Raw genomic sequence first — 26,204 nt, forward strand, 5'->3', positions numbered from 1 at the left:
GGAACGGACGCGTATAAGTCTCTCCGAACTGACGGGACCCGCAGCTCCCGGCTCGGCGACCGGGCGCGGCGACGCTACTCGCCGTACGCGACCCGGCGCGCGAACGCGTCCAGCCGCTCCTTGAGGTCACCGAGGTACCCCGCGGGCGAGACGCGTCGGATCGCCGACTCGTCGACCTCGATCCGGTCGCCCCGGAACGGGTCGCGGTCGGCCCGCTCCTCCGGCGACTGGTCCTTCGCGACCGCCCCCACGACGGTCGACATCGAGCAGCGCCCGCACGCCTCCGCCTCGATCGGCTCGTCGGCGTCGGTCCGGTCGGCCTCGTCTGTCATGGTCGTTCACCGTGGGATACGGTGTCGCGGGTCTTAAATCCGCGGCTCACCGCCGAGCGACGCGGGTCCGCGCCCGCCGCCGATTCCCTGTAGACCGACCGCCGCCCCCGCTACCGTCGCGGACCGATCACCGCCCGCAACCCGCCGACCGAACCGCCCCTCGTCCGCTACCGCCGCCGACGCCCTTTTCACCCCCTCCGTGGAATGCGTTCGCATGGGATATCGCGTCGTGGACGTCGACGCCGTCGAACCGGAGCCGGACCGCCCCTGCGAGTGCCGAAAGCTGTCCGACCCCGGAGAGCTCGACGCCGCGGCGATCAACCGGTTCCGGGCGGCGCCCGGCGAGCAGCTGCCGCTCGCGTACCACTACCACGAGACCCAACAGGAGGCGTTCTACGTCCTCGACGGGACGCTCGCGGTCGAGACGCCGGACGAGACCTACGAGGTCCCGGCCGACGACCTGTTCGTCGTCGACCCCGAGAGCCCGCAGCGCGCGTACAACCCGGCCGACGCCGACGACCCGGTGACGGTGCTGGCGATCGGCGCCCCGCCGGCGTCGGGCGACGCCGTCGCCTACGACCCCGACGACGATGAGTGAGAACGCGGCGCCGGGCGAGGCACCCCGTCGCGACCCCGAGGAGCTGCCGGCGGAGATCCGCGAGGCGGTCCCCGACTACGACGACGAGTACCTCGACCGCGTCTCCGACCGACTGATGTACAGCTACGACCTCGACCGCGACGTGGTCGTCGACGGCGAGCGGTTCGACATGACCGCGGAGATGCGGGTGCGCAACCAGAAGCAGTTCCTCCACCCCGCGCTGAGCTACGCGGACCACGACATGCGGGAGTTCGTCTTCGCCCGCCGGGTGACGACGCCGAGCGTCGACGAGGCGGAGCGGCTCGTCGAGTTCGCTCACGGCGTCGCCGACGAGCGGGTCGACGCCCACGAGGAGCACTACGGCACCGACGTCACCGTCGTCCTCGTCGCCGACCGGATCCCCGACGACGTCGCCGAGTTCGTCGACGGGTTCCGCGACCGCACCCTCCTGAAGTTCGGGTACTACGGCCACTACGAGGTGAACCTCGTCGTCGTCGCGCCCGACCGGGAGGCGCTCGTCGCCAGCGAGAACGCCGACACCGCCGCCGCGTTCCGCCTGTGGGAGCGGGTCGACTCGCCGGACGAGGGGTTCTTCTCGCGGTTCGCCAAGCGCTTCTGGCGCTGAGGCGCCGGCCGAGCGACGCCGCCGCTCCGCGTTCGGGTCGTCGTGCGGCAAAAAATCGGTTCTGCGCCGAAAGGGACCGCGCCGCCGGTCAGTCGTCGCTCGGTTCGGCCGCGGGTTCGCTCCCGCCCCGCACGCTCGTGATGTTGCCGTAGCCGATGCGCACGAGCGACAGCGCGAGGTAGATGAGCACGAACGCGAGGCCCATCTGGACCACCGCCGATATCTGTCCGCTGAGCGCGGTGACGTTCCCGAGGATGAGCTTCTGGTAGAGGTTGTCCCACAGCGCCACCCACGACAGCCCGAGGACGGTGATCGTCACCATGATCGTCATCGGAACGCCGGTGGAGGCGAGCTGCTTGGACTCGTCCCAGTTGGCGAGCCAGACGGTCGCCGCGAGCAGCGCCAGCGCGGCGAGCAGCTGGTTCGCGCCGCCGAACAGCGCCCACAGCGTCACCCACTCGCCGGAGATGACGAGCAGGTACGCGACGAGCGACTGGACGACGGGGTTGGTGTACCGCCCCTTCGCGAAGCTGCCGAGGTCGGTCGAGAAGCCCGTGGTCGTCCCGCTCCCACGGGTTCCGACGATCTCCTCCATCATGTACCGACCGAGCCGCGCCGCGGTGTCGGTCGAGGTGAGGAGGAAGCTCACCAGCACGAGCGCCATGAACGGCGCGCCGAAGCTCTGCGGGATCCCGAGGCTGGTGAGGATGATCCCGCCGCCGGTCGCGAAGTTCGGCAGCGCGCCGCCGATGCCGCCGCCGGCGGCCGCCGAGGTGGCGCCGGCCACCGCGAGCGTCGAGATGGCGACGGAGGCGAGCAGCCCCTCACCGAGCATGCCGCCGTAGCCGATGAGGCGGGCGTCGCTCTCCTTGTTCAGCTGCTTGGCCGTCGTCCCCGACGACACCAGCGAGTGGAACCCGCTGATCGTCCCGCAGGCGATGGTCACGAACAGCAGGGGGAACAGCGGCGTGATCCCTCTGGTGTCGATCGCGAGTTCGCTGCCGAAGAAGCCCATGTACGCCCCGATCGAGGGGTCGATCGTCAGCGGCTGCGCGGAGGTGCCGAGCAGCGTGCCGACGATGATCGCCAGGAGCGCCCCGCCGACGCCCGAGTACAGCAGGAACGACGACAGGTAGTCGCGCGGCTGGAGCAGCACCCACACCGGGAGCGCGCTCGCGAGCGACGCGTAGATGAGGATGACCGGCACCCACGCGGCGACGTTCGGCTGGAGGATGGCGTCGGCGCTCACCACGGCGCCCGGCAGCCAGGCGCCGTTCCCGAGGAACTCGAAGAGCACGATGGTCCCCGCGGGGTAGGCGCCGGTCTCGACCGCCGGGAACAGCGCGAGCGGGTACTGGATCCCGAGCCAGACGCCCGCGAACACGCCGGCGACGAACACGACCGTCCCCGGCAGGAACGGGCCGTCGAGCTGGTAGAGGTAGACGCCGAACGCGAACGCGAGCCCGATGTACACGAGGCTCGCGGTCGCGGCCGACGGGAACGCGTTCAACACGATCCCGACGACTAAGGCGAACACCGCCACCACGAGGATGATGGTGAGGAACGCGAACCACAGCAGCATGTTCTTGCCGCGCTCCCCGACGTACTCCCCGATGATGTACCCGATCGACTTCCCCTCGTGTCGCATCGAGCCCGACAGCGAGATGAAGTCGTGGACCGCGCCCATCAGCGGGTTGCCGATGGCGACCCACAGAAGCGCCGGGACCCATCCCCAGATGGCCCCGGCGGTGATCGGGCCGACGATCGGCGCACCGCCCGCGATGCTTGAGAAGTGATGCCCCAGTAGCACCGGCTTCTTCGCCGGTACGTACTCCTGGCCGTCCTCGTACTTGTGTGCCGGCGTCTCCCGGTCGTCGTCGAGTTCGACGAACCGAGAGAGGTACCGCGAGTACCCCATGTATCCCACGGTGAACGTACTGAGCACGGCGACGACGATCCAAATTACACTTGTCATAAGTTCCCTGCCTCGTGGTATCGGTTCACTATGTCAAACTTAAACGTTACTTTCGTTCATGATGGTCAGCGACAATATCTGCCGGTCGCACCGCCGTCGTCGTAGGGGATTCGATTTATTTCTCCAGTTAATCGATAAAATCCGACCAGTCGTCGCCCCGATCGACCTCGCGCGCGATCCGGGGCGGCGGTGCGGTCCGGCGGAACTCGGCCGCCGCGCCGCGAGTCAGGGCTCCACGTCCAGCGACGCGGCCACGTCGGCGAGCACGTCGCCGCGGACCTCCGTCGTGCGCGACTCGATCTCGGCGACGAGCGGCGGGTCGAACCCCTCGCGAACCTGCGCGAGGCGGTCGCGTTCGGTCTCGACCTTCTCGCGGAGGTAGCGTGCCCCCCGCCCCGTCTCGTCGTCCTCGGGCGACGGCGTGAGCTTGTTCGCTACGAGGCCCCGGACGCGCAGGTCGCGGTCGGTGAACCCCTCGATCGCCCGCGCCGTCTCGTTGACCGAGAGCTGGTCGGGGTTGAACACGAGGAAGAAGGCGGCCTCGTTACGCATCGTCTCGCCGGCGTACTCGAAGAACTCCTTGCGCTGTTGGAGCCGCTCGATCACGGGGTCGCCCTCCAGCAGGCGCCGCGGCTCCATGTCGCCGACCGCGGCCTTCTCGAACAGGTCGATCGACTGCTTGCGCTTGTACAGCAGCCGGTCGATCCAGTCGCCGAGGAAGTCGGGAAGTCCGAGCAGCCGCAGCGTCGACCCGGTCGGGGCGGTGTCGAAGACGACCCGGTCGTACGGCTCGCTCTCCGTGCGCATCACGTCGACGAACGCGTCGAACAGCGCCGACTCGTACGCGCCGGGCGTCCCGTGAGACATCTCCAGCTGGCGGTTGATCTCCGAGACCATCGCCGCCGACACCTGCTCCGAGAGCGACTCGCGGATCTCGTCTAAGTGCCGCTGCATCTCGTCTTCGGGGTCTATCTCCATCGCGTCGAGCCCGTCGACGCCCGCGACCGACTCCGGCTCGTCGCCGAACCGCTGGTCGAACACGTCCGACACCGAGTGGGCCGGGTCGGTGGAGACGACGAGCGTCCGGAGGCCCTCGCGCGCGCAGCGGTGGGCGTACGCACACGAGACGGTGGTCTTCCCGACCCCGCCCTTGCCGCCGAAGAAGACGAACTGCTCCATCAGTCGCGGAGTGAGCGTCGGTCCGTCATCAGAAGTGGTACTGCTGGCCCTTGCGCTCGATGAGGCTCTCGCGGTCCCACAGCCGCCGCTCCCACGCCTCGAACTCGTCTTCGAGGTACGGGAGCAGCTCGGCGGTGTAGTACGACACCGGCGACGGGATCCCGAAGGCGTCGGGGAAACACGCCAGCATGAACTCGTCTTCGGTGTCCTCGGCCTCCTTCTCGATCTTCTCGTAGGCCGGGTGCGTGATCATCCCGTGATACAGGCCTCGGGCCCACTCCTCGAGGACCGCCCGGAACCGTTCGATCCGATCGGCTACTGTCATCGTCTGTCATGACACCCCTCGCGTGCTAAAAGCTGTCGCGGTCGGGGCGGCGAGGCTCGGATCCGGAGCGGGCCCCCGTCGCGTCGGGCGTCAGGCGGCGTTTCCGTCCGGGAGCTCGCTCGCCGCCTCGTCGGACTCGCCGTCCTCGGCGTCGTCCAGTTCCGGTCGGTCGTCGTCGCCGGGGCTCGGACTGTGGATGTCGCTGTCGAGCGCTCCCCAGACGAGGTACAGCATCGCGGCGACCATCAGCACCGTCATCGTGATGCTGACCAGCGAGACGGTAGCGGCGGACAGGACCATGTCCCGAGTTCGACGACCACCGCCTATCAACGTATCGGCTCGGAACGCGCTCGGCTCGCCCCCAATCCGGCGGACGCCGCCGGGGGCTTGAAGAGCGTCGTGGCCGATCCGGTCGTATGGACGACCGCATTCCGGTGACCGTGCTCTCGGGGGGACTCGGCGCGGGCAAGACGACGCTGTTGAACCACCTGCTCCGGAACGCCGGCGAGCGCGACGTCGCGGTCCTCGTCAACGACATGGGCGACGTGAACGTCGACGCGGACCTGATCGCCGAGGAGTCCGAGGTCGGCGTCGAGGGCGTCACGGAGCTGTCGAACGGCTGTATCTGCTGCGAGCTCCAGGACGACCTCGAGAGCGCCGTGGTGCGGCTCGCCAACGAGCGCTCCTTCGACGCCCTCGTCGTGGAGTCGTCGGGCATCTCCGAGCCGGCGCCCGTCGCGCGGCTGTTCACGACCGAGTCGCGCGCGGCGGCCCGGTACCGCGTCGACGCGCTGGTGACCGTGATCGACACCCGCCAGTTCCTCGACGCGTTCGCCGGCGACGAGGCGCCCGAGCGCCGCGTCGACCCGGATTCCGGCGGCGAGGACGCCGACCGGCCGCTCTCCGACCTCCTCGTCGAGCAGGTCGAGGTGTCGAACCTCGTGGTGTGTAACAAGGCGGACCTCTGTACCGAGGCGGAGCTCGACGAGGCGGTCGACCTCGTCGGGGCGCTCCAGCCGGACGCCGAGACGGTCGTCACGGAGTTCTCCGCGGTCGACCCGGACCGGATCCTCGACGTCGGGCTGTTCGACGAGCGCGCGCTCGGCGACCTCCCCGGCTGGAAGCGCGCGCTCGCGGACGATCACCACGAGGACGAACACGACGACGGCGACCACGACCACCGCCACCCCGACGAGGTGTACGGCGTCACCTCCTTCACCTACCGCCGCCGGCGCCCGTTCCACCCCGACCGGATCGCCGCCGTCCTCCGGGACCTCCCGGCGGGCGTGGTCCGCTCGAAGGGAACGCTGTGGGTCGCGGGCACCGACCAGCGCCAGCAGGTCGGGCAGGCGGGGCGCTCGGTCCGCGTCACCGCGCTCGGCCCGTGGATCGCGAGCGTCCCGGCGGTCGAGCGGGACATGCTCCGCGCGAACCGCCCCGACCTCGACTGGGACGACGAGCGCGGCGACCGCCGGACGGAGTACGTCGTCATCGGCACCGAGTTCGACGCGGACGACCTCATCTCCCGGTTCGACGACGCGCTGCTGACCGACGCCGAACTCGCGGAGCTCGGCGACCCGGGCGTCGGCGACGACCCGGCCGCGGTCGACCCCGCGCCGTTCCCCGCCGAGCAGGGGGACGAGGTCGCCCTCCGGGAGCCGTAGAATCGGTCGGAACCGAGGTCGGCCCGCCGCTCAGCAGGCGCAGCCGCTCCCGGTCGCGCGCTCGAAGCGCATCGCGTCGCCGCAGTCGGGACAGGTCGGCGTCCCCTCGGCGTCGCGGTCGAGCCCCTCGTCGTCCACGTCGACGTCGCGGACGCGGACGCCGCAGTCGTCGCACCAGTACGCCCCCTCGGAGCCGTCGTCGCCCGCGGTGCTGGGCGCACGCTGCGTCGAGCCCGCGAGCGCGTCGGTCACCGTGTCGAAGATCCCCATGCCCTAACTATCCGCATCGATCGTCTTAGTCTCCCGGTGTCGTGCGTTCGGGTCGCACAGCCGCCTCGCGGTCCTGAACCGCCCCGATCGGCCCCGCCGCCCCGTCACAAAAGCGGCAGCGTGAGCGCGAGGAACGCGACGCCCAGCCCGATCCCGGCGTACAGCAGCCGCTCGAACCGCTGTCCGGAGGGGAGCGGTCCGGCGTCGACCGGCGGCGCCGACCGGACCAGCTGCCGGTGCGCGACCAGCGCGACCCCGGCGAACCCGACCGCGGAGGCGGCGAGCGCGCGAGGGAGCGACAGCCCGTAGGCGAGCCCGTACAGCGGCCCGAACGAGAAGACGAGCGTGAACGCGAGCCCGGTCGTCACGAGGAACGGGACCGGGTCTATCGGCTCGCCGCGGCGGTTGCGGGGGCGGGGCGCTGCGACCATGGCCGCCGTACGTCCCGGACGGACAAGAGCTAAGTGGCGCACACCCGCCAGTCGGCGTATGAGCGCCGAGGAGAGCGTCGACGGGGGAGACGACGAGGAGGGCCCCGGGATCCGCGAGGGGGTCGAGCGCTCCTCGGGGGACCCGAAGGTGTTGCTCGCGATGAACGCCGTGCTCTCGGCGTGGTTCGCGTGGATGGTCGTCTGGGGGCTCGACCTCCTCGGCGCGGCGACGCTGTCGGCGCGCAACGTCGCGACGCTGGCGCTGATCCTCTTCGCCGTGACGTACGTCGCCGTGCTCCGGTAGCGGTCGGCCGGTTCGGCCGGCGGCTCTCGGCGTCGACCGTCACCCGTCGAGCGGCCGACACGCCACGTTTTAAGACCGTTCCGGCCGCGGTTCCGACCAATGACGATCGAAGACCGCGACGACGCGTACCTCATCACGCACGCGCTGGCGACGGACACCCTCTCGCGGCTGCGCGACGTGGAGACGGAGCAGGTCGCGTTCCGCAAGGGGCTGGTGAAGCTCGGCCGCATCTGCGGCTACGAGATCATCGACGGCGCGATGGAGACCGAGTACGTGCCCGTTCAGACCCCCTTAGAGGAGACCACCGGCGAGCGCGTGAAGGGCCTCGACGACGTGGTGATCATCAACGTCCTCCGCGCCGCGACCCCGTTCGTCGAGGGGCTCCTGAAGGCGTTCCCCCGCGCCAAGCAGGGGGTCATCTCCGCCGGCCGCGACGAGGAGGCCGGGATGACCGAGGACGGCGAGTTCCCGATCACCGTCGACTACGTGAAGCTCCCCGAGATCCGACCGGACGACACCGTCATCGTCGCGGACCCGATGCTCGCGACGGGCTCGACGATGGTCGCCGTCCTCGACCACGTCCTCGACGAGGCCGAGGACTTCGAGGACCTGTTCGTGCTGTCGGCGGTCTCCGCGCCCGCCGGCCTCGTCCGCGTGAGCGAGGCCGTCCCCGAGGCGGACCTCCTGACGGTCGCCATCGACGACCGCCTCGACGACGACGGGTTCATCGTCCCCGGCCTCGGCGACGCCGGCGACCGGGCGTTCCGCACGGTGTGAGGCCCGCGGCGGGCGCGTCGCCGCCCCGAGCCCCGCTCCCGTCGACGTACTTTTAAGAGCCGCCGCCGCGACCGGTACGACATGAGCGACGCGCCGACGACCGAGCCCTGCGACGCCTGCGGCGACCCCACCACGGACGCGCTCGCGCGCACCGTCCGGCTGAGCGTCGACCGGGCGAACATCGACACCCAGCGGCTCTGCCCCGACTGCTTCGCCGACTGGATCCAGCGCTACCAGGACCGCCTCGGCTCCGGCGGCGACGAGGGCGACGACACCTCCGAGATCATCGTCGACTGAGCCCCGCGGCGGTCGCCCCGAGCCGGACGGCCGAACACCTTCGCTCCGGCCGGCAACGTCCGTTCCGACCGGCCGGCTTAAGCGTCGGCGGGACGGACCCCGTGGTAATGGACCTCGCCATCGACGCCCCGGCCCCGGCGGCGCCCGACTGCGCCGCCGACGGGACGTGGCTCGCGTGTATCGACTGCGACGAGACGTTCGCCCCCTTCGAGGACGTCCGGTACACCTGCGACGAGTGCGACGGCCTGCTCGAAGTGCGGTACGACGACCCGCCGACGTTCGACGAGTTCGGGTCGGGCGCGTCGACCGACGGCCCCGAGCGCGGCGTCTGGCGCTACCGCGAGGCGCTCCCCTTCGACCTCGGCGTCACGCTCCCCGAGGGCGACACCCCCCTCCACCGCGTCCCGCGCATCGAGGAGGCGGTGGGCGTCGACGCGCTCCGGATCAAACACGAGGGGATGAACCCCACCGGCTCGTTCAAGGACCGCGGGATGACGGTCGGCGTCCGCGTCGCGAAGGAGCTGGGCGTCGGCGCGCTCGCGTGCGCGTCCACCGGCAACACCTCGGCCGCGCTCGCCGCGTACGGCGGTCGCGGCGACATGCAGACGCTCGTCCTCCTCCCGGCGGGGAAGGTCGCGGCCGGGAAGGTGGCGCAGGCGAGCCTCCACGGCGCGCGCATCCTGGAGGTGGACGGCAACTTCGACGCCTGCCTCGACATCGTCCAGGCGCTGGCCGCCCGCGGCGAGGCGTACCTGCTCAACTCGCTGAACCCGTTCCGCCTGGAGGGACAGAAGACGATCGGCTTCGAGATCTTAGAGGAGTTCTACGCCGACTACGGCGCGTTCCCGGACCGGATCGTCCTCCCCGTCGGCAACGCGGGCAACACCTCGGCGCTGTACAAGGGGTTCCGCGAGCTCGTCCAGGCGGGCGCGCTCGACGTCGACGAGGTCCCCAAGCTCACCGGCGTCCAGGCGGAGGGAGCCGCCCCGATGGTCGAGGCGATCGAGGCGGGGAACGACGAGATCCGGCGCTGGGAGGAGGTCGAGACGCGCGCGACCGCGATCCGCATCGGCAACCCGGTCAACGCGCCGAAGGCGATCCCGGGGATCCGCAACACCGGCGGCACCGCGGTCGCCGTCAGCGATCCGGAGATCACCGCCGCCCAGCGTCACCTCGCCGCCGAGGGGGTCGGCGTCGAACCGGCCTCCGCGGCGAGCCTCGCGGGCCTCAAGAAGCTCCGCCGCTCGGGCGTCGTCGGGGACGACGAGCGGGTCGTCTGCCTCACCACCGGACACCTCCTGAAGGACCCCGACGCCGCCTACGAGGCCGGCGGCGAGCCCGAACCGGTCCCGAACGACGTCGACGCCGTCGTCGAGCACCTCGGCGACTGAACGCCCCGCGACGACCCTCGCAGTCGCCGAACCCACGGCGCCCGCCGCTCGAACGTACGGCCGTCACGGTTTGTATTAAATACCGGCATATGGTACAACAAACGCATTGATAGACCTCTCGATGACGGCGCCGGTCGCCGCGCTCGCGGCGGCCGTGGCCGCCGGCGCCACCGCGGTCGCGTTCGACCACCGCGACGAGCCCGGCGGCCTCGCGGCGACCGCGTTCATGTGCGCCATCGCGTGGTGGTCCGCGGCGCTGTTCGGCGAGGCCGTCGCGTCGACGGAGGCGGGGAGGCTGTTCTGGCTCAACGTCCAGTACCCCGCGACCGCCGTCACGCCGGTCGCGGCCGTCGCGTTCGTCGCCTCCTACCTCGGGTACGACGCGTGGGTCTCGCGGCGCCGGATCCTCGCGCTGGCCGCCCCGCTCGCCGCGCTGACGCTGCTGAGCTGGACGAACGACTACCACGGACTGGTCCGCACCGGCACCGAACTCGCCGCGTACGGCTCCGAGACGGTGCTGGTCCGGGAGCTCGGCCCGGCGTGGTGGGCGGGATGGCTCTACTCGCAGGTGCTGCTCGTCGCGACGTTCGCCACGCTGGCGTACGGCGTGTACGACTCGGCGCCCGCGTTCCGCTCGTCCGCGGGGCTGCTGCTCGTCGGCGCCGGGGCGCCGTGGGCCGCGCAGTACGTCGTCCTCGGCGGCGGCCCCGCGTTCCGGCCCGAGCTCCTCTTCGTGCTCACGGGCGTCGCGTTCACCGTCGCGGTCCGGCGGGGCCGGACGCTCGGCGTGACGCCGGTCGCCCGGCGGGTGACCCTGGAGGCCGTCCCGGACCCGATCGTCGTCGTCGACCGGAGCGGCCGGATCGCGGACACGAACCCGGCGGCGCGCGCGTGGCTCGGCGACGACGTCGCGGTCGGCGCCGCGGTCGCGGACGCGCTGGCGAGCGCCCCCGAGGTCCGCGCCGCGTACCGCCGCGGAGAGGCCCCCGACGAGCCGCTCTCCGTCGAGGTCGACGGGGAGACGCGGTTCGTCTCGCTGTCGGCCGTCCCGCTCCCGACGCTCGGCAACCGGTCGCAGGGGACGGTGCTCCTGTTGCGCGACGTGACCGACTCGGAGCGAAACCGGCGTGACCTCGAAGTGGCGAACGACCGGCTCCAGACCCTGACGCACGCGTTGGCGCACGACCTGAAGAACCCGCTGTCGGTCGCGGACGGGTTCACCGACCTCGCGACCGCGGGCGACGAGGCGGCGATCGAGCGCGTCGAGGGCGCCCACGACCGGATGTTCGAGATCGTCGACGAGACGCTCGCCGCGGTCGACCACCCGGACCCCGACGCGGACGCCGAGCCGTTCTCGTTCGCGGCGCTGGCCGAGGACGCGTGGCGGACCGCGGAGACGGGGACCGCGACGCTGACGGTCGCGGGCGACGGGTCGTACGCCGCGGACGAGGCCGCGGTCCGGAGCGTCTTGGAGAACCTCTTCCGGAACGCGGCGGTCCACGCCGGCACCGACCCGACCGTGACCGCCGTCGCGCTCGACGGGAGCTTCGCGGTCGTCGACGACGGCCCCGGGATCCCCCCGGCGGAGCGCGACCGCGTCTTCGAGCGCGGCTACACGACGGCGGACGACGGCACCGGGATCGGGCTCGCGTCCGTCGCGACGCTCGCCGCGTCGCACGGCTGGACCGTCGTCGCCGGGCGGGGCCGGGGGGAAACGGACGCCCCGCTCGACGGGGAGACGGCTGACCTCGGCGACGGCGCGGCGTTCGTCGTCGGGTTCGGCGCCCGGCCGGTCGAGGAGGTCGCGGCGTCGGTCGTCGCCGACCCGGACGACCTCGTCGCGCCGTCGGGGGCGCTCGCGGCGGAGGAGTGAGCGGCTCGGCCGCGCCGGTTCCCGCTCGCCGGCGCGTCGGTCGGTCCGGTTTTACTCGTCGCCGCGTTCGGCGGCGCCGTCCAGCGTGATCTCGGTGATCTCCACGACGCGGTCGTCCGCGAGCAGTTCCTCGATCGCGGCGTCGGGCACCGCCGAGTCGAGGTTGTAGACGGTGAGCGCCTCGCCGCCCTGCGTCTCGCGGCCGTTGAACATCCCGGCGATGTTCACGCCGTGGTCGCCGAGGACGGTGCCGATGAGCCCGATGACGCCGGGCTCGTCGGTGTTGCGCGCGACGAGCATGTGGCCGTACGGGACGGCGTCGACGCGGAAGCCGTCGATCCGGACGATGCGGGCGTCCTCGCCGGCGAACAGCGTCCCCTCGACCGCGATCTCGTCGTCGCCGTTGCGCACGGTGACGCGGACGAGGCTCTGGAAGTCGTCGGTCTGTCGGGTCTTCGACTCCGTCACCTCGATGCCGCGCTCCTCGGCGAGCCGCGGCGCGTTCACCGCGTTCACCTGCCACTCCAGCGGCTCGAAGACGCCCTTCAGCGCGCTCGCGGTGACGAGGTCCACGTCCTCCGCGGCGATGTCGCCCTCGTAGGTGGCCTCGACCTCGGTGATCCGGCCGTCGAGCAGCTGGGCGGCGACCTTCCCGGCGGTCTCGGCCACGTCGATGTACGGCTCGATCCGGGGGAAGGCGCTCTCGTCGACGGAGGGCGCGTTGAGCGCGGTCAGCACGGGCTCGTCGTCGAACGCCGCCAGCACCGCCTCCGCGGTGTCGACCGCGACGTTCTCCTGGGCGGCCTCCGTCGAGGCGCCGAGGTGGGGCGTCAAGACGATCTCCTCGACGTCGAGCAGCGGCGAGTCCTCGGGCAGCGGCTCCTCCGCGAAGGAGTCGAGCGCGGCGCCCGCGAGGACGCCGTCGTCGACCGCCGCGGCGAGCGCGTCCTCGTCGACGATGCCGCCGCGCGCGCAGTTGATCAGGTAGCCGCCCTCCAGCTGGGCCAGCTCGGCCTCCCCGATCATCCCCTCGGTCTCGGGGAGCAGCGGGGTGTGGATCGTCGCGAAGTCGCCCGCGGCGAGCGCGTCGTGGAGGTCCTCGACGAGCTCGGCGCCCATCCGGTCGGCGCGCTCCTCGGAGATGTACGGGTCGTAGACGACGAGGTCCATCCCGAGCGAGTCGAGGCGCTTTGCGACCTCTTGGCCGACCCGACCGAGGCCGACGATGGTGAGCGTCTTGTTGTTCACCTCGGTGCCGAGGAACTCGCCTTTCGCCCACTCGCCGCCGACGAGGCGCCCGTGCGCCTGCGGGATCGAGCGCGCGACGGCGAACGTCATCGCGACGGTGTGCTCGGCGGCGGCGCGAACGTTCCCCTCGGGCGCGTTCGCGACGATGACGCCGTGGTCGGTGGCGGCCTCGATGTCGATGTTGTCGACGCCGATGCCGGCGCGGCCGACGATGACGAGGTCGCTCGCGGCCTCGAAGACGGCCTCGCTCACGTCGGTCCCGGACCGCACGATCAGCGCGTTGGCGTCGGCGACGGCGTCGAGCAGCGCCTCCCCCTCGGCCTCGTAGTCGGTGACGACCTCGTGGCCGGCGTCTCTGAGTCGGTCCAACCCCGCGTCCGCGATGGGGTCGGTCACGAGTACCTTCATGCCGAAACGCACCCGCGGCGCGGGGTTAACGCTTTCCTCATCGCGCCGTTTTGCCGCCCGGACGGATCCGCGCACGTGGGTATCGACCCCTGCGTTTCCGGTGGAGAATGCGCGTTCGTGGGTACCTCTCGCGTCGGTACTCCCTTTTATACCCGCCCGCATGGGACGGTATGGACCTCACGATCGCGTTCGTCGGCGTCGGCGCCATCCTCGCGTTGACCGCCGTGAGCGCCTTCTTCTCCAGTTCCGAGCTCGCGGTGTTCTCCGTGCCCACCCACCGGATCGAATCGCTCGTCGCGACGGACGCCCCGGGCGCCCGGGCGCTGTCGGCGCTGCGCGACGACTCGCACCGCTTCCTCGTCACGGCGCTCGTGAGCAACAACGTCGCCAACATCGCGGCCGCGTCGGTCGCGACCGCGGTGTTCGTCCGGTTCGGCTTCTCCGGCGGTCAGGCCGCCACGGGGTCGACGCTCGTCACCTCGGTGTTCGTCATCGTCTTCGGCGAGATCGCGCCGAAGTCGTACGCGGTCGCGAACGCCGAGAGGCACGCGCTCCGCGTCTCGCGGATCGTGGTCGCGATCCAGCGCGTGCTCCGGCCGGTGCTGTACGTGTTCGAGGCGCTGTCGGGGATCGTCAACCGGGTCACGGGCGGCGAGTCGGACATCGAGTCGTACCTCACCCGCGAGGAGATCGCGACCCTCGTGCGCTCCGGCGAGGCCGCGGGCGCGCTCGACCCCGACGAGGGCGCGATGATCCGCGGCGTCCTCGATTTAGAGTCCACGACCGTCGCCGCGGTGATGGTCCCCCGGACCGACGTGGTCTCGCTCCCGCGGACGGCGACGCCGTCGGACGCGCTCTCGACGGCCGCGAGCGAGGGCGTCACCCGGATGCCCGTCTACGGCGAGAACCGCGACGACGTGGTCGGCATCGTCGACGTGCGCGACGCGATCCGCGCCGACGAGACGGGCGCCGACCTCGCGAGCGCGCTGAGCGAGGCGACGTTCGTCCCGGAGACGAAGCCCCTCGACGAGCTGTTCGCCGAGATGCGCGCCAGCGAGGCGCGGATGGTGATCGTCGTCGACGAGCACGGCGCGGTCGTCGGGATCGCGACGCTGGAGGACCTCTTCGAGGAGGTCGTCGGCGAGCTGGTCGGGCGGTGGGAGACGGACGCCGTCGCCGTCGTCGCGCCCGACGCGGCGGTCGTCCGCGGCTGGACGACCGTCTCGCACCTCAACGAGGCGCTCGGGCTCGCGCTCCCCGCAGACGCGGGCGCCAAGACCGTCGCGGGGCTCGTCACCCGACAGCTCGGGCGGCTGCCACGCGAGGGCGACCGCGTCGCCGTCGGCGCCGTCACGCTCGCCGTCACCGGGGCGACCGCGACGCGGGTCACGCGCGTCCGGGTGGAACACGCGGACGAGAACGGGTTCGCGCTGGACGCGCCCGACGGCCGGACGGCCGAGACGGCGTGACCGTCGCCGAGTCGGCCCACGCGGCAACCGCGCACACGTAACCCAACATACATGAGTCTCCGACGGGTCTCGGGTGGTAGTTTCCGATCATGGTGAGCCGCTGGGCGTGTGGCCGATGCGGGTTCGTCGCGTGGACGCGGGAGCGGTCGGCGATGGCCGAGGTGACGGGGTCGCACCTGCTCGCGCACCACTCCGACGCGCTCTCGAAGTCCGACTTCCGCGTGAGCTGGAACTGCCCGTACTGCGCCACGGCCAAGACCGCCTACGACACCGACGGGGCCGTCGCCGAGTTCAAGTCGCACCTCCACGACCACGTGGTCGACCGGATCGAAGACGGGGTCCACGTGGCGGACCGGATCGGCTGGGACGGCGTCGTCCGGGTCGACGCGGCGGCGACCGACGACGAGGCCGACGCGCTCCGGGCGCACTTCCACGACGCGGCCGGGATCGCGGTGGCCGTGACTCCCACGCCGGAGCGGCTGGTCCGCGCGCTCGACGAGCGGCTCGCCTCGTGGCCCCGCCGGACGGTGATCGTCTCGACCGGCGAGTACGACTTCGAGGCGACGCCCGACGTCGACTTCGAGGGCGTCGACATCGAGATCGTCGAGCTCGACCCGCGGCTCTCGCCCGACGAGGTCGGCGAGACCGTCTCGCGCATCCTCGACGCCAACCACGAGCCCGGCGAGCGTGTGTCGCTCGAAGTGAGCGTCTTCCACCAGATCGTCGCCGCCTTCGACGTCGAGCGCGCGGTCGAGTTCGTCCGGATGCTCGCCGCGCGCCTCGCCGACGCCGGCGGGGTGTTACAGCTGTACGTCGACGCCGACGCGGACCGCAACGTCGCCACCGTCCTGAACCTCCTCGACGAGACGATCGACCTGACCGTCGCCGTCGACGACGGGCGGTTCGTCCGGCGGCCCTGACCGCCGACGGCGACCGCCGTCCGCCGCGGTTCTACTCCTCGTAGCGCTCCGTGTAGTCCGCGGGCCAGCGGACGTACACGTACTCGACGTGGCGGTCCGCCGCCGTCTCGACGACCGACCGCTTGAACCGCCGCAGCACGGCGCGTGCGCGTTCCCTGGCGGCCTCGGCGGCGCTCCCGTCGCTCGCGAGCGCCCGGAGCTCGCGCTCCACGTCGAGGCCGAGCGGGGGTTCGGCGGGGCCCTCGGGACGCCCCGCGTCGGCCGCGTCCGCCGAGACGACCCGGGGCAGGTACGCGGCGGCGAGGTCCGCCACCAGGCGGTCGCGGTGGTCGAGCGCGTCGATCAGCCACTCGACCGCGGCCGACCGGTCGGCAGCGGCCGGGTCCGCGGCCTCGAGGAGTTCGCAGTACAGCCACGCCGCGTGCCGGCGCGCGTCCGCCCCGACGCGGTCCGGCGGCCCTCCGCCCGTCCGCCCGCCTCCTCCCGCTCGGTCGGCCGCGGTCCGCTCCGCGGCGACCGCGCGAAACGACGCGAGGAGCCCGTCGGCCTCGAAGGGGCGCTCGCTCAGGAGCCGGTCGCGGACGTCGCCCGCGGGCACGGCGCCCGCCTCGGCGATCACGGCGGCGATCGACGCCGCGGCCGCCCGGCGCACCCGCTCCGAGGGGTCCCGCAGCGACCCGAGCAGCACCCCGGCGGCGTCGCGCCGGTCGAGGTCCGCCAACCCGTCGACGACGGCGAGCCGGAGCCGCTCGCTCCCGCGCCGCGCGGCGCGCGCCAGCAGCTCGACTGCGTCGTCGGTGTCCATCGCGACGAGGGCGTCCACCGCGGCGCCGCGCACGAGCTCGTTCGGTTCGGTCACCAGCGGCCGGACCGCCTCGACCGCCTCGCCGCCCGCCCGGGCGTACCCGCTCACGGCCCGGGCGCGGACCCGTGCGTCGTCGTCGTCGAACGCCTCGCGGAGCCGCGGCGCGGCGTCCTCGCCCCCCGCGGCGGCCAGCCCCGTCGCGGCGACCATGCGGTACGCGGCCCGGTCGCGGTCCAGCCAGCGGGAGAACGCGGCGACCGCGCCCGCCTCGCGCCCCTCGCCGTCCGCGTCGCCCGCGGCCCCGCGCTCGGCGATCCGCCTCGCCACTCGGTCGACGTGGTCGTCGCCGTGGAAGTACAGCGACTCGATCGCCGCGGCGCGGACGGCGTCGTCGGGGTCGTCGAGGGCGGTCTCGAACAGGGCGTCGACGATCCGCCCCTCGTCCGCGCTCATCGACGCCGAGGGGTTGCCGAGCGCCTCGGCCGCCTCGCGCCGCGCGGCCGCGTCGAACCGCCGCGGATTGAGCCGCGTCACCGCGGCCGGCCCGCCGTCGTCGCGGCGGTCTCGGTCGGCGCCGCCGCTGTCCTCCGCCCCGGAGCGCTCCCCCGTTCGCGACGCGTCGTCCATCTACGAACAGTTCCCCGAACCGGTACGTTAAACGTACGCCCGCGGCTATCACCAGTGAGAATCCGCGGCCGGGCCGCGAGCAGTCCGCGTCAGCCGAGCTCGAACTCCCGGACGACGCGGTACTCCGGGCCGGACGCGGTCAGCCTCGACTCCACCAGCCGGATCTCGCCGACCGAGAACGACCCGATCGCCGGGTCGTCCGCTTCGAGCGCGTCGCGGACCGCGTCGGCGCCGGCCGCGCTTTCCACCCTCGCCAGCGTGACGTGCGGCGTGAAGTCGTGATCGGCCGGGTCGACCCCGAGCGCGGTCGCCTCCGCTTCGAGCGCCTCGTGGAGCGCGGCGAGGGCGCCGCCGCCGCGCTCGACCCCGGCCCAGGCGACGGAGACGTACTCCCGGTTCGGGAAGACGCCGAGGCCCGCGACCTCGACCTCGAACGGGGCGACGCCCGCGCGGTCGACGGCGCGCTCGCCGGCCGCGATCACGTCGTCGAGCGGGGGGTCGCCCCCGCCGTCGCGGCCGCCGATTTCGCCGAGGAACTTCAGCGTCACGTGCGCCTGCTCGGGGTCGACCGGGTTGACGCCGGGCGCGTCGGCGAACGGGGCCTGCGCGTCCCCGACGGCGGGCGCGAGGGCGTCCGGGAGGTCGACGGCGAAGAACGCGCGCATCTCGGTCGAGGGATCGACCGAGGGACGGATACGGCTTGGGGCCGGGCCGTCGAGCGACACGTAAATACTCCCGTATCAGTCCGGCACCAGTCCCACCAGCGGCGCGGTCGTAGTCGACACCGATGGCCACCACCGACTCCGCGCGGCCGGAATCGACCCCGGAGCCGCGGGTCCCGGAACGTCAGGCACCGAGCGTCGTCCGGACCGACGACGGCCGCCGGATCGCGTACGCGACGTACGGCCCTCCGACCGGCGACCCGCTCGTCTTCCTCCACGGGACGCCCGGGTCACGCCGACTGGGGGCGCTCCTCGAACCGTCGGCGCGGGCGAACGACGTCCGCGTCATCGCGCCCGACAGGCCCGGATACGGTCGGTCATCGCCGAAGCCGGACCGGACGATCGCCGACGCCGCGGCGTCCGTGCGGCCCGTCCTGGACGACGCGGGCGTCGAGCGCGCGCCCCTCGCCGCGTTCTCCGGCGGGGCTCCATACGCCCTCTCGACGGCGGCGACGCTGGGTGAGCGGGTCACCGCCGTCGACCTCGTCGCCGGGGCGACGCCGCCCTCCCTCACCGACGACGCGCCGGCGGTACAGCGGTTGCTGACCGGTCTCGCGTCCGCGACGCCCTCGGTCCTCCGGGCGCTGTTCCGCGGACAGGCGTGGGTCGCGGACCGGGCCGACCCGTCGTTCGTGGTCGGGCAGTACGCCGCGGACGCGGACGCCGTCCCCGCCGACGCCGCGGCGACGGTAAAGGCCGACTTCCTTGCGGCGTTCGAGCGTCACCGGAGCGGCGCGGTCACCGAGTTCCGCGACGCGGGGGACGACTGGGGGATCGACCTCGGCGCGGTCGACGTCCCGGTGCGCCTGTGGCACGGGACGGCCGACGCCAACGTTCCGATAGCCGGAGCCCGGCGACTGGCCGAGGCGCTCCCGACCGCCGACCTCCGCACCCTCGACGGCGCGGACCACCTCGGGACGCTCCTCCGGGCCGCCCCCGAGGCGCTGGCGCGTCCCCGCTGACCGCTTCGATCCCTCCGAACGCCCGCTGACCGCTTCGGCCCCTCCAGGTTCCCGCTGACCCCTCCCACCCGTCCCGTGTTCCCGCTGATCGCTTTCGTCCGCTCCGCGTTCCCGCTGATCGCTTCGGCCGGCCCCGCCTCTCGAACCCGTCCAGAACCCGTCCCGAACCATGCGGATTGATGTGTGGGAGCGCCGAACGGCGAGCGATCGCCGAATGAAACGGATCCGGTTCTCGGCCGCCTACCCGGAGCGGCTCCGCCACCCCCTCCACCGATCGATCGTCGGCGAGTCACCGATCGCTCGCGCCGAGCTGCTGATGTGGAGTCCGACGGCGGACGCGACGACGCTGCTCTGGTTCGACGGCGACCGCGACGCGACGACCGCCGCCGTCGAGGCGCTCGACTCGCTGGTCGCGCGCAGCCTCGTGCGCGGCGCGGGCGGGACCTACGCCTTCCTCCGACAGGACGACTACGAGTTCCCGGCGGCGCTCCTTGACACCGTCGCGTCGTCCCGGGTGATCTTCCTCCCGCCGGTCGTCTTCCGCGAGGACGGCGACGTGCGGTTCGAGGCGGCGGGCGCGACCGAAGCGCTCAGCGGCTTCCACGACGACCTCGCCGACCTCGCCGACCTCACCATCGAGCGGGTCCAGGAGTTCGAACGCCGGCGGACCCCCTCCCGGCTGACCGACCGGCAGCGCGCGGCGCTGGAGGCGGCGGTCTCGGCGGGCTACTACGAGGTGCCCCGCGAGGGGACCGTCGCGGACGTCGCGGCCGCGCTCGACTGCGCGACGAGCACGGCCGGGGAACTGCTCCGCAAGGCGGAGGCGGCGGTCGTCGAGCGCGCCGTCGCGTCGGAGTGACCGGGTCCGCCGCGAGGGAGAGACCCGCGTTTACAGCCGCTCGCGGAGCGTGTCCGCGGTCGCGTCGCCGACGCCGTCGACGTCCGTGAGGTCCTCGCGGGAGGCCTCCCGGACGTTCTCAACCGACCCGAACCGCCGGAGCAGCCGGCGGCGGGTCTCGGGGCCGACGCCGGGCACGTCGTCGAGGACGGTGGCCACCTCGTCGCGGACGGTCTGGTGGTAGGAGACGGCGAAGCGGTGGGCCTCGTCGCGCACGCGCTGGAGCAGGTGGAGCTCGGGGGCGTCGTCGTCCCAGCGGCGGGTGCCGGTCGGGGTGACGACCAGCTCCTCCGCCTTCGCGAGGGCGACGACGGGCACGTCCCACCCCGTCTCCGCGAGCGCGTCGCGGGCGGCGCCCAGCTGTCCGTCGCCGCCGTCGATGAGGAGCAGGTCCGGGTCGGGGCGGTCGTCCGAGCCGTCGAGCGCGCGCTCGGCGCGCCACCGGACCAGCTCGCGCATGTTCGCGTAGTCGTCGTTGCGCTCGGTCAGCTTCTTCCGGCGGTAGTCGGCCGTCTCCGCGCTCCCGTCGACGAAGCACACGTCGGAGCCGACCACCGCGGTCCCCTGCGCGTGGCTCACGTCGAAGCCCTCGATCCGCTCGGGGCGGGCGATCCCGAGCCGCTCGCCGAGCGCGCCCACGGGGTCGTCGCGGCCGCCGCGCTTCCGGGCGTTCTTCAGCGCGAGCTCGACCAGCTTCGCCTCGCGGCCGGCGCCCGGCACGCGGACCGCGACCCCCTCGCCCTCCAGCCAGTCGACCACGTCCGGGTCGGCGGGCCGCTCGGCGAGGAGGACCGCGTCCGGGAACTCCCGCTCGGCGTAGTACTGCGCGAGGAACGCCGCGAGGACGGCGGCCGGCGTGTTGGCGTCAGCGGACGAAGGGCCGCCGTCCGCGTCCTCGACCGCCGCGGCGTCCAGCCGGTGGCGGCTCCGGTCGACGAGCTGGCCCCGCTCGCTGTGGAGCCGGGCCACCCGGGCCGTGTCGCCCTCGACGGCGGCCGCCAGCACGTCGACGGTGCGGTCGTCGCTGCGGTCGCTGACGGCCTCGCCGCCCTCACCGTGGAACGCCTCGACCGCTTCGAGGCGGTCGCGGAGGTTCGCGGCGCGCTCGAACTCGTTCGCCTCGGCGGCCGCCTCCATCCGGCGGCGGAGGGGGTCGGCGAGGACGCCGGTCTCGCCCTCGAAGAAGCGCCGTGCGGCGGCCACGTCCTCGGCGTAGTCCTCGGGATCGATCTCGCCCGTACACGGCGCCGAGCAGATGCCCATCTCGTAGTCGAGGCAGGGCCGGTCGCGGCCCTCGTACTTGTGGTCCGAGCAGCCGCGCAGCCGGTACTCGTCGCGGACCGCCTTCACGACGGTCTCGACGCGCCCCACGTCGGTGAAGGGGCCGTACGCGACCGCGCCCGCCTCGGGGTCGCGGGTCACCTCGATGCGGGGCACCTCGTGGTCCGAGAAGGCGACCAAGGGGTACGACTTGTCGTCCTTCAGCCGGACGTTGTAGCGCGGCCGGAGCCGCTTGATCAGGTTCGCCTCCAAGAGCAGCGCCTGCGTCTCGGTGTCGGTGACGGCGAACTCGATCCGGTCGGCGCGCTCGACCATCCCGCGGATCCGCCCCGAGCGCGGGTCCGCGTACGACCGCACCCGGTCGCGGAGGTCGAGCGCCTTCCCGACGTACAGCGTCGCCTCGCCCGCCCGGAACTGGTAGACCCCCGGCTCCGTCGGGAGGTCTCGGGCCCGCTCGCGCACCGCGTCGGCGTCCATCGGTCTCGGACCGACGTAGCCGCCCGACGCCATTGAACGCTGCGGGGCGCGGTCCTCGCCGCCGCGCCGCCGGTCGCCCGATGTTATCAGAATCGAATATCGAGACGGACGCTTTATAATGGCGCTTGGGAGATGGTGACGTAGACATGAGTAGACTTCGCGAGCGCCTGCGGGCCGCACTCGGGTGGAGGAGCGATTCCCGGTCGGTTCCCGACGGAGGGGTCGTCGTCGAGGGCGAGCCCGAATCCGCCGGACCGACCGACGAGACGGGGGCCGACGGGAGTCAGATCAGCGCCGACGACGGGGGCGACGCCGACCACTCGGTCACCGACGAGGACGGCGTGGACCGCGCGGCGACGCTCGCCGGCGCCGGCTTCGAGCAGGTGTTCAACGCCACCAGCATCCCGACGTTCATCCTCGACGTCGACGGGAACGTCGCCGAGTGGAACGAGTCGATCGCGACGCTCACCGGCGTCGACCGCGAGAAGGCGGTCGGGCACGGCCACGTCTCCGAGCTCTTCTACCCCGACGGCCGCCGCGCCGACACGCTCGCGGACAAGGTCCTCGACGCGCCGGCGAACGCCGACGAGGTGTACGGCGTCGAACCCTGTGACTCCGCGCGCGACCGCTACCGCGACACCAGCACGATGGTCGACCGGCACGGCGAGGAGCGCCACATCGAGTTCACGGCGACCGCGCTGTACGACGACGGCGAGCTCGTCGGCGTGACCGAGGTCGTCATCGACCGGACGGAGACGGTGAACGAGCGCGACGCGACGAGCGAACTGGTCTCGGAGGTCAGGGAGACCGCCGAGGCGATCGGCGAGGGGAACCTCGACGCCCGCGCGGGCCACCGCGACTCCTTCGATCACCTCGACGACGACCTGGTCCGCGTCGTCGACGTCGTCAACCGGATGGCCGACAACCTCGACGAGCTCTCCTCCAGCGTCCACGAGCAGGCCCGCGACCTCGACGCGACCGTCGAGGAGGCGAGCGCCGCGGCCGCCGACATCGCGGAGAACGTCGACGAGCAGAACGAGCTCCTAGAGGAGAGCGTCTCGGAGATGCAGTCCTTCTCCGCCGGGATGGAGGAGGTCGCCGCCACCGCCGACCAGGTCGACTCCGCGGCCGTCGCCGCGAGCGAGGCGGCCGACGAGGGGCTCGACGCCAGCGAGGACGCCCGCGAGGCGACCGAGGACGTCGTCGAGATCGGCGACGAGTTGGTCGAGAGCGTCGGCGCGCTCTCCGAGCGCATGGACGACATCGAGGAGGTCATCGAGGTCATCTCCGACGTGGCCGAGCAGACGAACCTGCTCGCGCTGAACGCCAACATCGAGGCCGCCCGCGCCGGCGAGGGCGGCGACGGCTTCGCGGTCGTCGCCGAGGAGGTGAAGAAGCTCGCCGACGAGACCCGCGGCTACACCGAGGAGATCACGGAGAGCCTCGACAAGCTCCAGGCGCAGTCCGCGGAGACGACGACCGCCGTCGAGCGCTCCCACGAGCGCATCGAGGACGCGGGCACCGAGATCGAGACGGTGCTCGACTCCCTCGAAGAGATCGCCGACGCCGTCGACGAGGCGGCCGCGGGCGTCGCGGAGGTCGCGCGGACCACCGACGACCAGGCCGCGACCGTCGAGGAGCTCACCTCCTCGCTGGAGGCGGTCCGCGAGCGCTCCGACCGCACCGAGGACGCGACCGACCGCATCGTCGACGCCACCGACGAGCAGGAGGCGGCCGTCGACGAGCTGATCGCCCGCGTCGAGCGCCTCGACGCGCGGTAACGTCCCGTCGACGCCGCGCCCCGCCCGCTCTCTTCGCGTCTCGTTCTCTCCCGCGTTCCCTCCCCGCCGCCGAACGTTTAACCCCGCTCAACCCCCAGAAATCGTATGTCCGTTACGCCGCCCGGACCGCTCGGTGACCCCCTCTTCGGGAACGGTCGCCAGTTCGCTGACGACCCGTTCGGCTTCCTGCGCGCCTGCGCCGACAGCTACGGCGACGTGGTGCGGCTCGACCTCGGCCCGCGAGAGACGTACCTGCTCACGAACCCCGCCGACGTCGAGCGCGTGCTCGTCGCGGACGCCGAGCGCTACCGCAAGCCGCAGTTCGACGACGCGATGGACACGCTCCTCGGCGACGGGCTCCTGCTGAGCGAGGGCGACACGTGGAAGCGCCAGCGTCAGCTCGCGAACCCCGCCTTCCACAACCGCCGGATCGGCGCGCTCGCCGGCGTGATGGCCGACCACGCCGCGTCGCACGTCGCCGACTGGGAGGACGGCGACGTCGTCGACATCCAGCTGGAGCTGGCGCGGCTCACCGTGAAGATCATCGTCACGGCGATGTTCGGCGCGGACATCTCCGACGAGGAGGTGAAGACGGTTCAGGAGAACCTCGAACCGCTCGGCGCCCGGTTCGAGCCGGACCCCCGCCGGTTCCTGATCCCGGACTGGCTGCCGACTCGGGAGAACCGCGAGTTCGACGCCGCCATCGACACGCTCGAATCGGTGATCGACGACATCGTCGCCCGCCGCCGCGGCACGGAGCGCGACCCGAGCGTCGACCCCGCCGGCCCCGACGGCACCGGCGTCCGCGGGCCGCCCGGCGACCCCGACGCCGACCTCCCGATGGACCTGCTCTCCGTCCTGCTCCGCGCCCGCGACCGCGGCGAGCAGACCGACGAGAACCTCCGCGACGAGCTGGTGACGATGCTGCTCGCCGGCCACGACACCACCGCGCTCGCGTTGACGTACGCGTTCTACCTCCTCTCGAACCACCCCGAGGCCCGCGACCGCGTCGCGAGCGAGGCCCGGGAGGCGACGGCCGACGGCCCCCTGACCGCGGCCGCCGTTCGCGACATGGACTACACCGAGCGCGCCCTCAACGAGTCGATGCGGCTCTACCCGCCGGTGTACACGCTGTTCCGCGAGCCGAAGCTCGACGTGAAGCTCGGGGGGTACCGCATCCCCGAGGGGTCGGCGCTGATGGTGTCCCAGTGGGCGATCCACCGGTCCGGGCGCTGGTACGACGACCCCGAGGCGTTCGACCCGGACCGCTGGACCCCGGAGCGCCGGAGCGAGCGCCCCCGGTTCGCCTTCTTCCCGTTCGGCGGCGGGCCCCGCCACTGTATCGGGAAGGCGTTCTCGCTGCTGGAGGCGAAGATCATCCTCGCGACGGTCTGCTCGCGGTTCGACCTCGACTACGAGGGGCCGGACCTCTCCTTACGCGGGTCGCTGACGATGCACCCGAACCACCCGGTGCCGATGCGGATCCGCGAGCGCTGAGGGATGGCCGGCGCCGACGAGGCGACCCCCGACGGCGAGGCGACCCCCGAGCCCGAGGCCTACTGCGCCCGTTGCGGCGATCCGCTCTCGCGCGGCCTCGTCGCGAGCGGACGGCGCGCCTGCTGTCTCAACGCGACCCCCATCGCCGGCGTCTGTCCCACCCACGGTCCGGTGGGACCGCACCACGCGGTCGAGGAGCCGAACGACGACGGAACGGTCGAGGCCGACGTAACGCCGACCGACCGCGCGTGACCGCGTAACGCTACAGCTCCACGCTCGCCGCGACCTCCCGGAACTCCGGGTCCCACACGTCGAGCGCGTGGACCCGCCACCGGACCGGGTCGAACGCGGCGTCGACGAGGTCGGCGACGGCGCCCGGCTCCGGGTTCCCGCCCCGCGCCAGCGTGACGTGCGGCACGTAGTCGTCGCCCTCGATTCCCTCCACCGCCCCGAACGCCGCGCAGAGCCGCCGGTGGAGCCGATCCAGCCCGTCGCTCTCGACGGTCAGGTAGACGACCGGCCGCGACCCCGACCGCGGGGCGTCGAAGACGTCGATCCCGGTCGCGGCGACCTCGAAGGGGTCGACGCCGGCGAGCGGCCGGCGAAGCCGCTCGCGCAGGCGGTCGAGGGCCTCCTCGCGGGGCGGCGCGGGCTCTCCTCCACCCTCTTGGTCCCCGTCGCGTTCTCCGTCCCGCACGTCCGCGACGCCGAACCGCTTACAGACGAGGGTGCGGCGCTCCCGGACCGTGTCGAAGCCCTTCAGTTTCGGGTGGAGATCGGCCGCGAGGCGGTCGACGCCGGGCGGCAGCGGGACGTTGAGGCTGAACACGTCGGCGGGCGCCTCAGATCCGATCGGTGAGGTGTAAGGCGATCACGACGACGAGCGCGATCCCGATCAGCGGCGGGAGCGCGTCGAGCAACCAGAAGGCGACCTCCAGGACGGTCCCGACGATCTCCAGGAGAAGCCACACGACGACGAGCAGTAACACGACCTTCAGCAGGTCGTCGGTGTCGATCTCGGCGCGGTTCATGCTCCGAAGCGACGCGGCAGCGGTAAAAATCCGGTGG

Annotated in this window: 28 protein-coding genes; 15 read left to right on the forward strand and 13 right to left on the reverse strand. The window is 72.6% G+C overall.

What is annotated here, in order from left to right:
* Window positions 1–74 precede the first annotated feature (74 nt).
* On the reverse strand, window positions 75–332 hold the full coding sequence (locus EXE44_RS08440) for a hypothetical protein (RefSeq protein ID WP_137716783.1): 258 nt from the start codon (window positions 330–332) through the stop codon (window positions 75–77).
* A 214-nt stretch (window positions 333–546) separates the two neighbouring features.
* On the opposite strand from EXE44_RS08440, the gene EXE44_RS08445 reads away from it, so the two are divergent.
* On the forward strand, window positions 547–930 hold the full coding sequence (locus EXE44_RS08445; protein ID WP_121563355.1) for a cupin domain-containing protein: 384 nt from the start codon (window positions 547–549) through the stop codon (window positions 928–930).
* Window positions 923–1,555, forward strand: a complete 633-nt coding sequence (locus EXE44_RS08450; RefSeq protein ID WP_137716784.1) for a hypothetical protein — start codon at window positions 923–925, stop codon at window positions 1,553–1,555. The genes EXE44_RS08445 and EXE44_RS08450 overlap by 8 nt, the downstream gene beginning before the upstream one ends.
* Window positions 1,556–1,643: 88 nt before the next feature.
* Here EXE44_RS08450 and EXE44_RS08455 read toward each other — a convergent pair whose 3' ends face one another.
* The 4 genes from EXE44_RS08455 to EXE44_RS08470 all read right to left on the reverse strand — a co-directional run bounded on the left by EXE44_RS08455 (window position 1,644) and on the right by EXE44_RS08470 (window position 5,334).
* The gene (locus EXE44_RS08455) at window positions 1,644–3,530 is read right to left on the reverse strand and encodes a carbon starvation protein A (RefSeq protein WP_137716785.1); all 1,887 of its coding nucleotides are present in this window, start codon (window positions 3,528–3,530) and stop codon (window positions 1,644–1,646) included.
* A gap of 225 nt (window positions 3,531–3,755) precedes the next feature.
* Window positions 3,756–4,709: a TRC40/GET3/ArsA family transport-energizing ATPase gene (locus EXE44_RS08460; RefSeq protein WP_137716786.1), complete on the reverse strand. Its 954-nt coding sequence runs from the start codon at window positions 4,707–4,709 to the stop codon at window positions 3,756–3,758.
* Between the two features lie 28 nt (window positions 4,710–4,737).
* A complete protein-coding gene (locus EXE44_RS08465; RefSeq protein ID WP_137716787.1) occupies window positions 4,738–5,034 on the reverse strand; it encodes a hypothetical protein in 297 nt (98 codons plus the stop codon).
* Between the two features lie 90 nt (window positions 5,035–5,124).
* Window positions 5,125–5,334 carry a hypothetical protein gene (locus tag EXE44_RS08470; RefSeq protein ID WP_137716788.1) on the reverse strand — a complete coding sequence of 70 codons (210 nt, stop codon included), beginning with the start codon at window positions 5,332–5,334 and terminating at the stop codon, window positions 5,125–5,127.
* 116 nt (window positions 5,335–5,450) lie between these two features.
* Between EXE44_RS08470 and EXE44_RS08475 the strand changes: the two genes are divergently transcribed.
* Window positions 5,451–6,698, forward strand: coding sequence for a GTP-binding protein (locus EXE44_RS08475; RefSeq protein ID WP_137716789.1), 1,248 nt, complete (start codon window positions 5,451–5,453; stop codon window positions 6,696–6,698).
* A 30-nt stretch (window positions 6,699–6,728) separates the two neighbouring features.
* On the opposite strand, the gene EXE44_RS08480 is transcribed toward EXE44_RS08475, so the two are convergent.
* Together EXE44_RS08480 and EXE44_RS08485 are read right to left on the reverse strand one after the other, a co-directional pair.
* Window positions 6,729–6,968, reverse strand: coding sequence for a hypothetical protein (locus tag EXE44_RS08480; protein ID WP_121563350.1), 240 nt, complete (start codon window positions 6,966–6,968; stop codon window positions 6,729–6,731).
* 104 nt (window positions 6,969–7,072) lie between these two features.
* A complete protein-coding gene (locus EXE44_RS08485) occupies window positions 7,073–7,399 on the reverse strand; it encodes a hypothetical protein (RefSeq protein ID WP_137716790.1) in 327 nt (108 codons plus the stop codon).
* Between the two features lie 58 nt (window positions 7,400–7,457).
* Between EXE44_RS08485 and EXE44_RS08490 the strand changes: the two genes are divergently transcribed.
* The 5 genes from EXE44_RS08490 to EXE44_RS08510 all read left to right on the forward strand — a co-directional run bounded on the left by EXE44_RS08490 (window position 7,458) and on the right by EXE44_RS08510 (window position 12,041).
* Window positions 7,458–7,703 (forward strand): hypothetical protein, encoded by a 246-nt coding sequence (locus tag EXE44_RS08490; protein WP_137716791.1) that lies wholly within the window; start codon window positions 7,458–7,460, stop codon window positions 7,701–7,703.
* A 99-nt stretch (window positions 7,704–7,802) separates the two neighbouring features.
* Window positions 7,803–8,480: a uracil phosphoribosyltransferase gene (gene upp, locus EXE44_RS08495; RefSeq protein WP_137716792.1), complete on the forward strand. Its 678-nt coding sequence runs from the start codon at window positions 7,803–7,805 to the stop codon at window positions 8,478–8,480.
* Window positions 8,481–8,561: 81 nt separating this feature from the next.
* A complete protein-coding gene (locus tag EXE44_RS08500; protein WP_121563346.1) occupies window positions 8,562–8,777 on the forward strand; it encodes a hypothetical protein in 216 nt (71 codons plus the stop codon).
* A gap of 107 nt (window positions 8,778–8,884) precedes the next feature.
* A complete protein-coding gene (gene thrC, locus EXE44_RS08505; protein WP_137716793.1) occupies window positions 8,885–10,168 on the forward strand; it encodes a threonine synthase in 1,284 nt (427 codons plus the stop codon).
* Between the two features lie 121 nt (window positions 10,169–10,289).
* The gene (locus tag EXE44_RS08510) at window positions 10,290–12,041 is read left to right on the forward strand and encodes a histidine kinase N-terminal 7TM domain-containing protein (protein ID WP_241991808.1); all 1,752 of its coding nucleotides are present in this window, start codon (window positions 10,290–10,292) and stop codon (window positions 12,039–12,041) included.
* A gap of 51 nt (window positions 12,042–12,092) precedes the next feature.
* Here the strand turns inward: EXE44_RS08510 and serA are convergent, their stop codons facing one another.
* Window positions 12,093–13,697 carry a phosphoglycerate dehydrogenase gene (serA, locus tag EXE44_RS08515; protein WP_137716795.1) on the reverse strand — a complete coding sequence of 535 codons (1,605 nt, stop codon included), beginning with the start codon at window positions 13,695–13,697 and terminating at the stop codon, window positions 12,093–12,095.
* A gap of 170 nt (window positions 13,698–13,867) precedes the next feature.
* Here serA and EXE44_RS08520 point away from each other — a divergent pair, with 170 nt between their 5' ends.
* Together EXE44_RS08520 and EXE44_RS08525 are read left to right on the forward strand one after the other, a co-directional pair.
* The gene (locus tag EXE44_RS08520) at window positions 13,868–15,166 is read left to right on the forward strand and encodes a hemolysin family protein (RefSeq protein ID WP_137716796.1); all 1,299 of its coding nucleotides are present in this window, start codon (window positions 13,868–13,870) and stop codon (window positions 15,164–15,166) included.
* A gap of 89 nt (window positions 15,167–15,255) precedes the next feature.
* Complete coding sequence (locus EXE44_RS08525; protein WP_121563341.1) at window positions 15,256–16,086, forward strand: hypothetical protein; 831 nt, start codon at window positions 15,256–15,258, stop codon at window positions 16,084–16,086.
* A 31-nt stretch (window positions 16,087–16,117) separates the two neighbouring features.
* On the opposite strand, the gene EXE44_RS08530 is transcribed toward EXE44_RS08525, so the two are convergent.
* Window positions 16,118–17,518 (reverse strand): HEAT repeat domain-containing protein, encoded by a 1,401-nt coding sequence (locus EXE44_RS08530; protein ID WP_137716797.1) that lies wholly within the window; start codon window positions 17,516–17,518, stop codon window positions 16,118–16,120.
* Between the two features lie 89 nt (window positions 17,519–17,607).
* A complete protein-coding gene (gene thpR, locus EXE44_RS08535) occupies window positions 17,608–18,183 on the reverse strand; it encodes an RNA 2',3'-cyclic phosphodiesterase (RefSeq protein ID WP_137716798.1) in 576 nt (191 codons plus the stop codon).
* A gap of 122 nt (window positions 18,184–18,305) precedes the next feature.
* Here thpR and EXE44_RS08540 point away from each other — a divergent pair, with 122 nt between their 5' ends.
* Window positions 18,306–19,202 (forward strand): alpha/beta fold hydrolase, encoded by an 897-nt coding sequence (locus tag EXE44_RS08540; protein WP_137716799.1) that lies wholly within the window; start codon window positions 18,306–18,308, stop codon window positions 19,200–19,202.
* A gap of 214 nt (window positions 19,203–19,416) precedes the next feature.
* Window positions 19,417–20,061 (forward strand): helix-turn-helix domain-containing protein, encoded by a 645-nt coding sequence (locus EXE44_RS08545; protein ID WP_199241195.1) that lies wholly within the window; start codon window positions 19,417–19,419, stop codon window positions 20,059–20,061.
* 30 nt (window positions 20,062–20,091) lie between these two features.
* Here EXE44_RS08545 and EXE44_RS08550 read toward each other — a convergent pair whose 3' ends face one another.
* A complete protein-coding gene (locus EXE44_RS08550) occupies window positions 20,092–21,858 on the reverse strand; it encodes an excinuclease ABC subunit C (protein ID WP_137716801.1) in 1,767 nt (588 codons plus the stop codon).
* A gap of 146 nt (window positions 21,859–22,004) precedes the next feature.
* Between EXE44_RS08550 and EXE44_RS08555 the strand changes: the two genes are divergently transcribed.
* The 3 genes from EXE44_RS08555 (at window position 22,005) to EXE44_RS08565 (ending at window position 25,388) form a co-directional block, all read left to right on the forward strand.
* Entirely contained in the window at window positions 22,005–23,639 is a 1,635-nt protein-coding gene (locus EXE44_RS08555; protein ID WP_137716802.1) for a methyl-accepting chemotaxis protein, read from the forward strand.
* A gap of 105 nt (window positions 23,640–23,744) precedes the next feature.
* Window positions 23,745–25,136, forward strand: a complete 1,392-nt coding sequence (locus tag EXE44_RS08560; protein ID WP_137716803.1) for a cytochrome P450 — start codon at window positions 23,745–23,747, stop codon at window positions 25,134–25,136.
* Window positions 25,137–25,139: 3 nt separating this feature from the next.
* Complete coding sequence (locus EXE44_RS08565) at window positions 25,140–25,388, forward strand: hypothetical protein (protein ID WP_137716804.1); 249 nt, start codon at window positions 25,140–25,142, stop codon at window positions 25,386–25,388.
* A gap of 10 nt (window positions 25,389–25,398) precedes the next feature.
* On the opposite strand, the gene EXE44_RS08570 is transcribed toward EXE44_RS08565, so the two are convergent.
* Window positions 25,399–25,965, reverse strand: a complete 567-nt coding sequence (locus EXE44_RS08570) for a 2'-5' RNA ligase family protein (protein WP_137716805.1) — start codon at window positions 25,963–25,965, stop codon at window positions 25,399–25,401.
* Window positions 25,966–25,978: 13 nt separating this feature from the next.
* Window positions 25,979–26,167, reverse strand: coding sequence for a hypothetical protein (locus EXE44_RS08575; protein ID WP_137716806.1), 189 nt, complete (start codon window positions 26,165–26,167; stop codon window positions 25,979–25,981).
* Window positions 26,168–26,204: the final 37 nt, after the last annotated feature.

The sequence above is a fragment of the Halorubrum sp. SS7 genome (assembly GCF_005435055.1).
Classification (GTDB): Archaea; Halobacteriota; Halobacteria; order Halobacteriales; family Haloferacaceae; genus Halorubrum; species Halorubrum salinarum.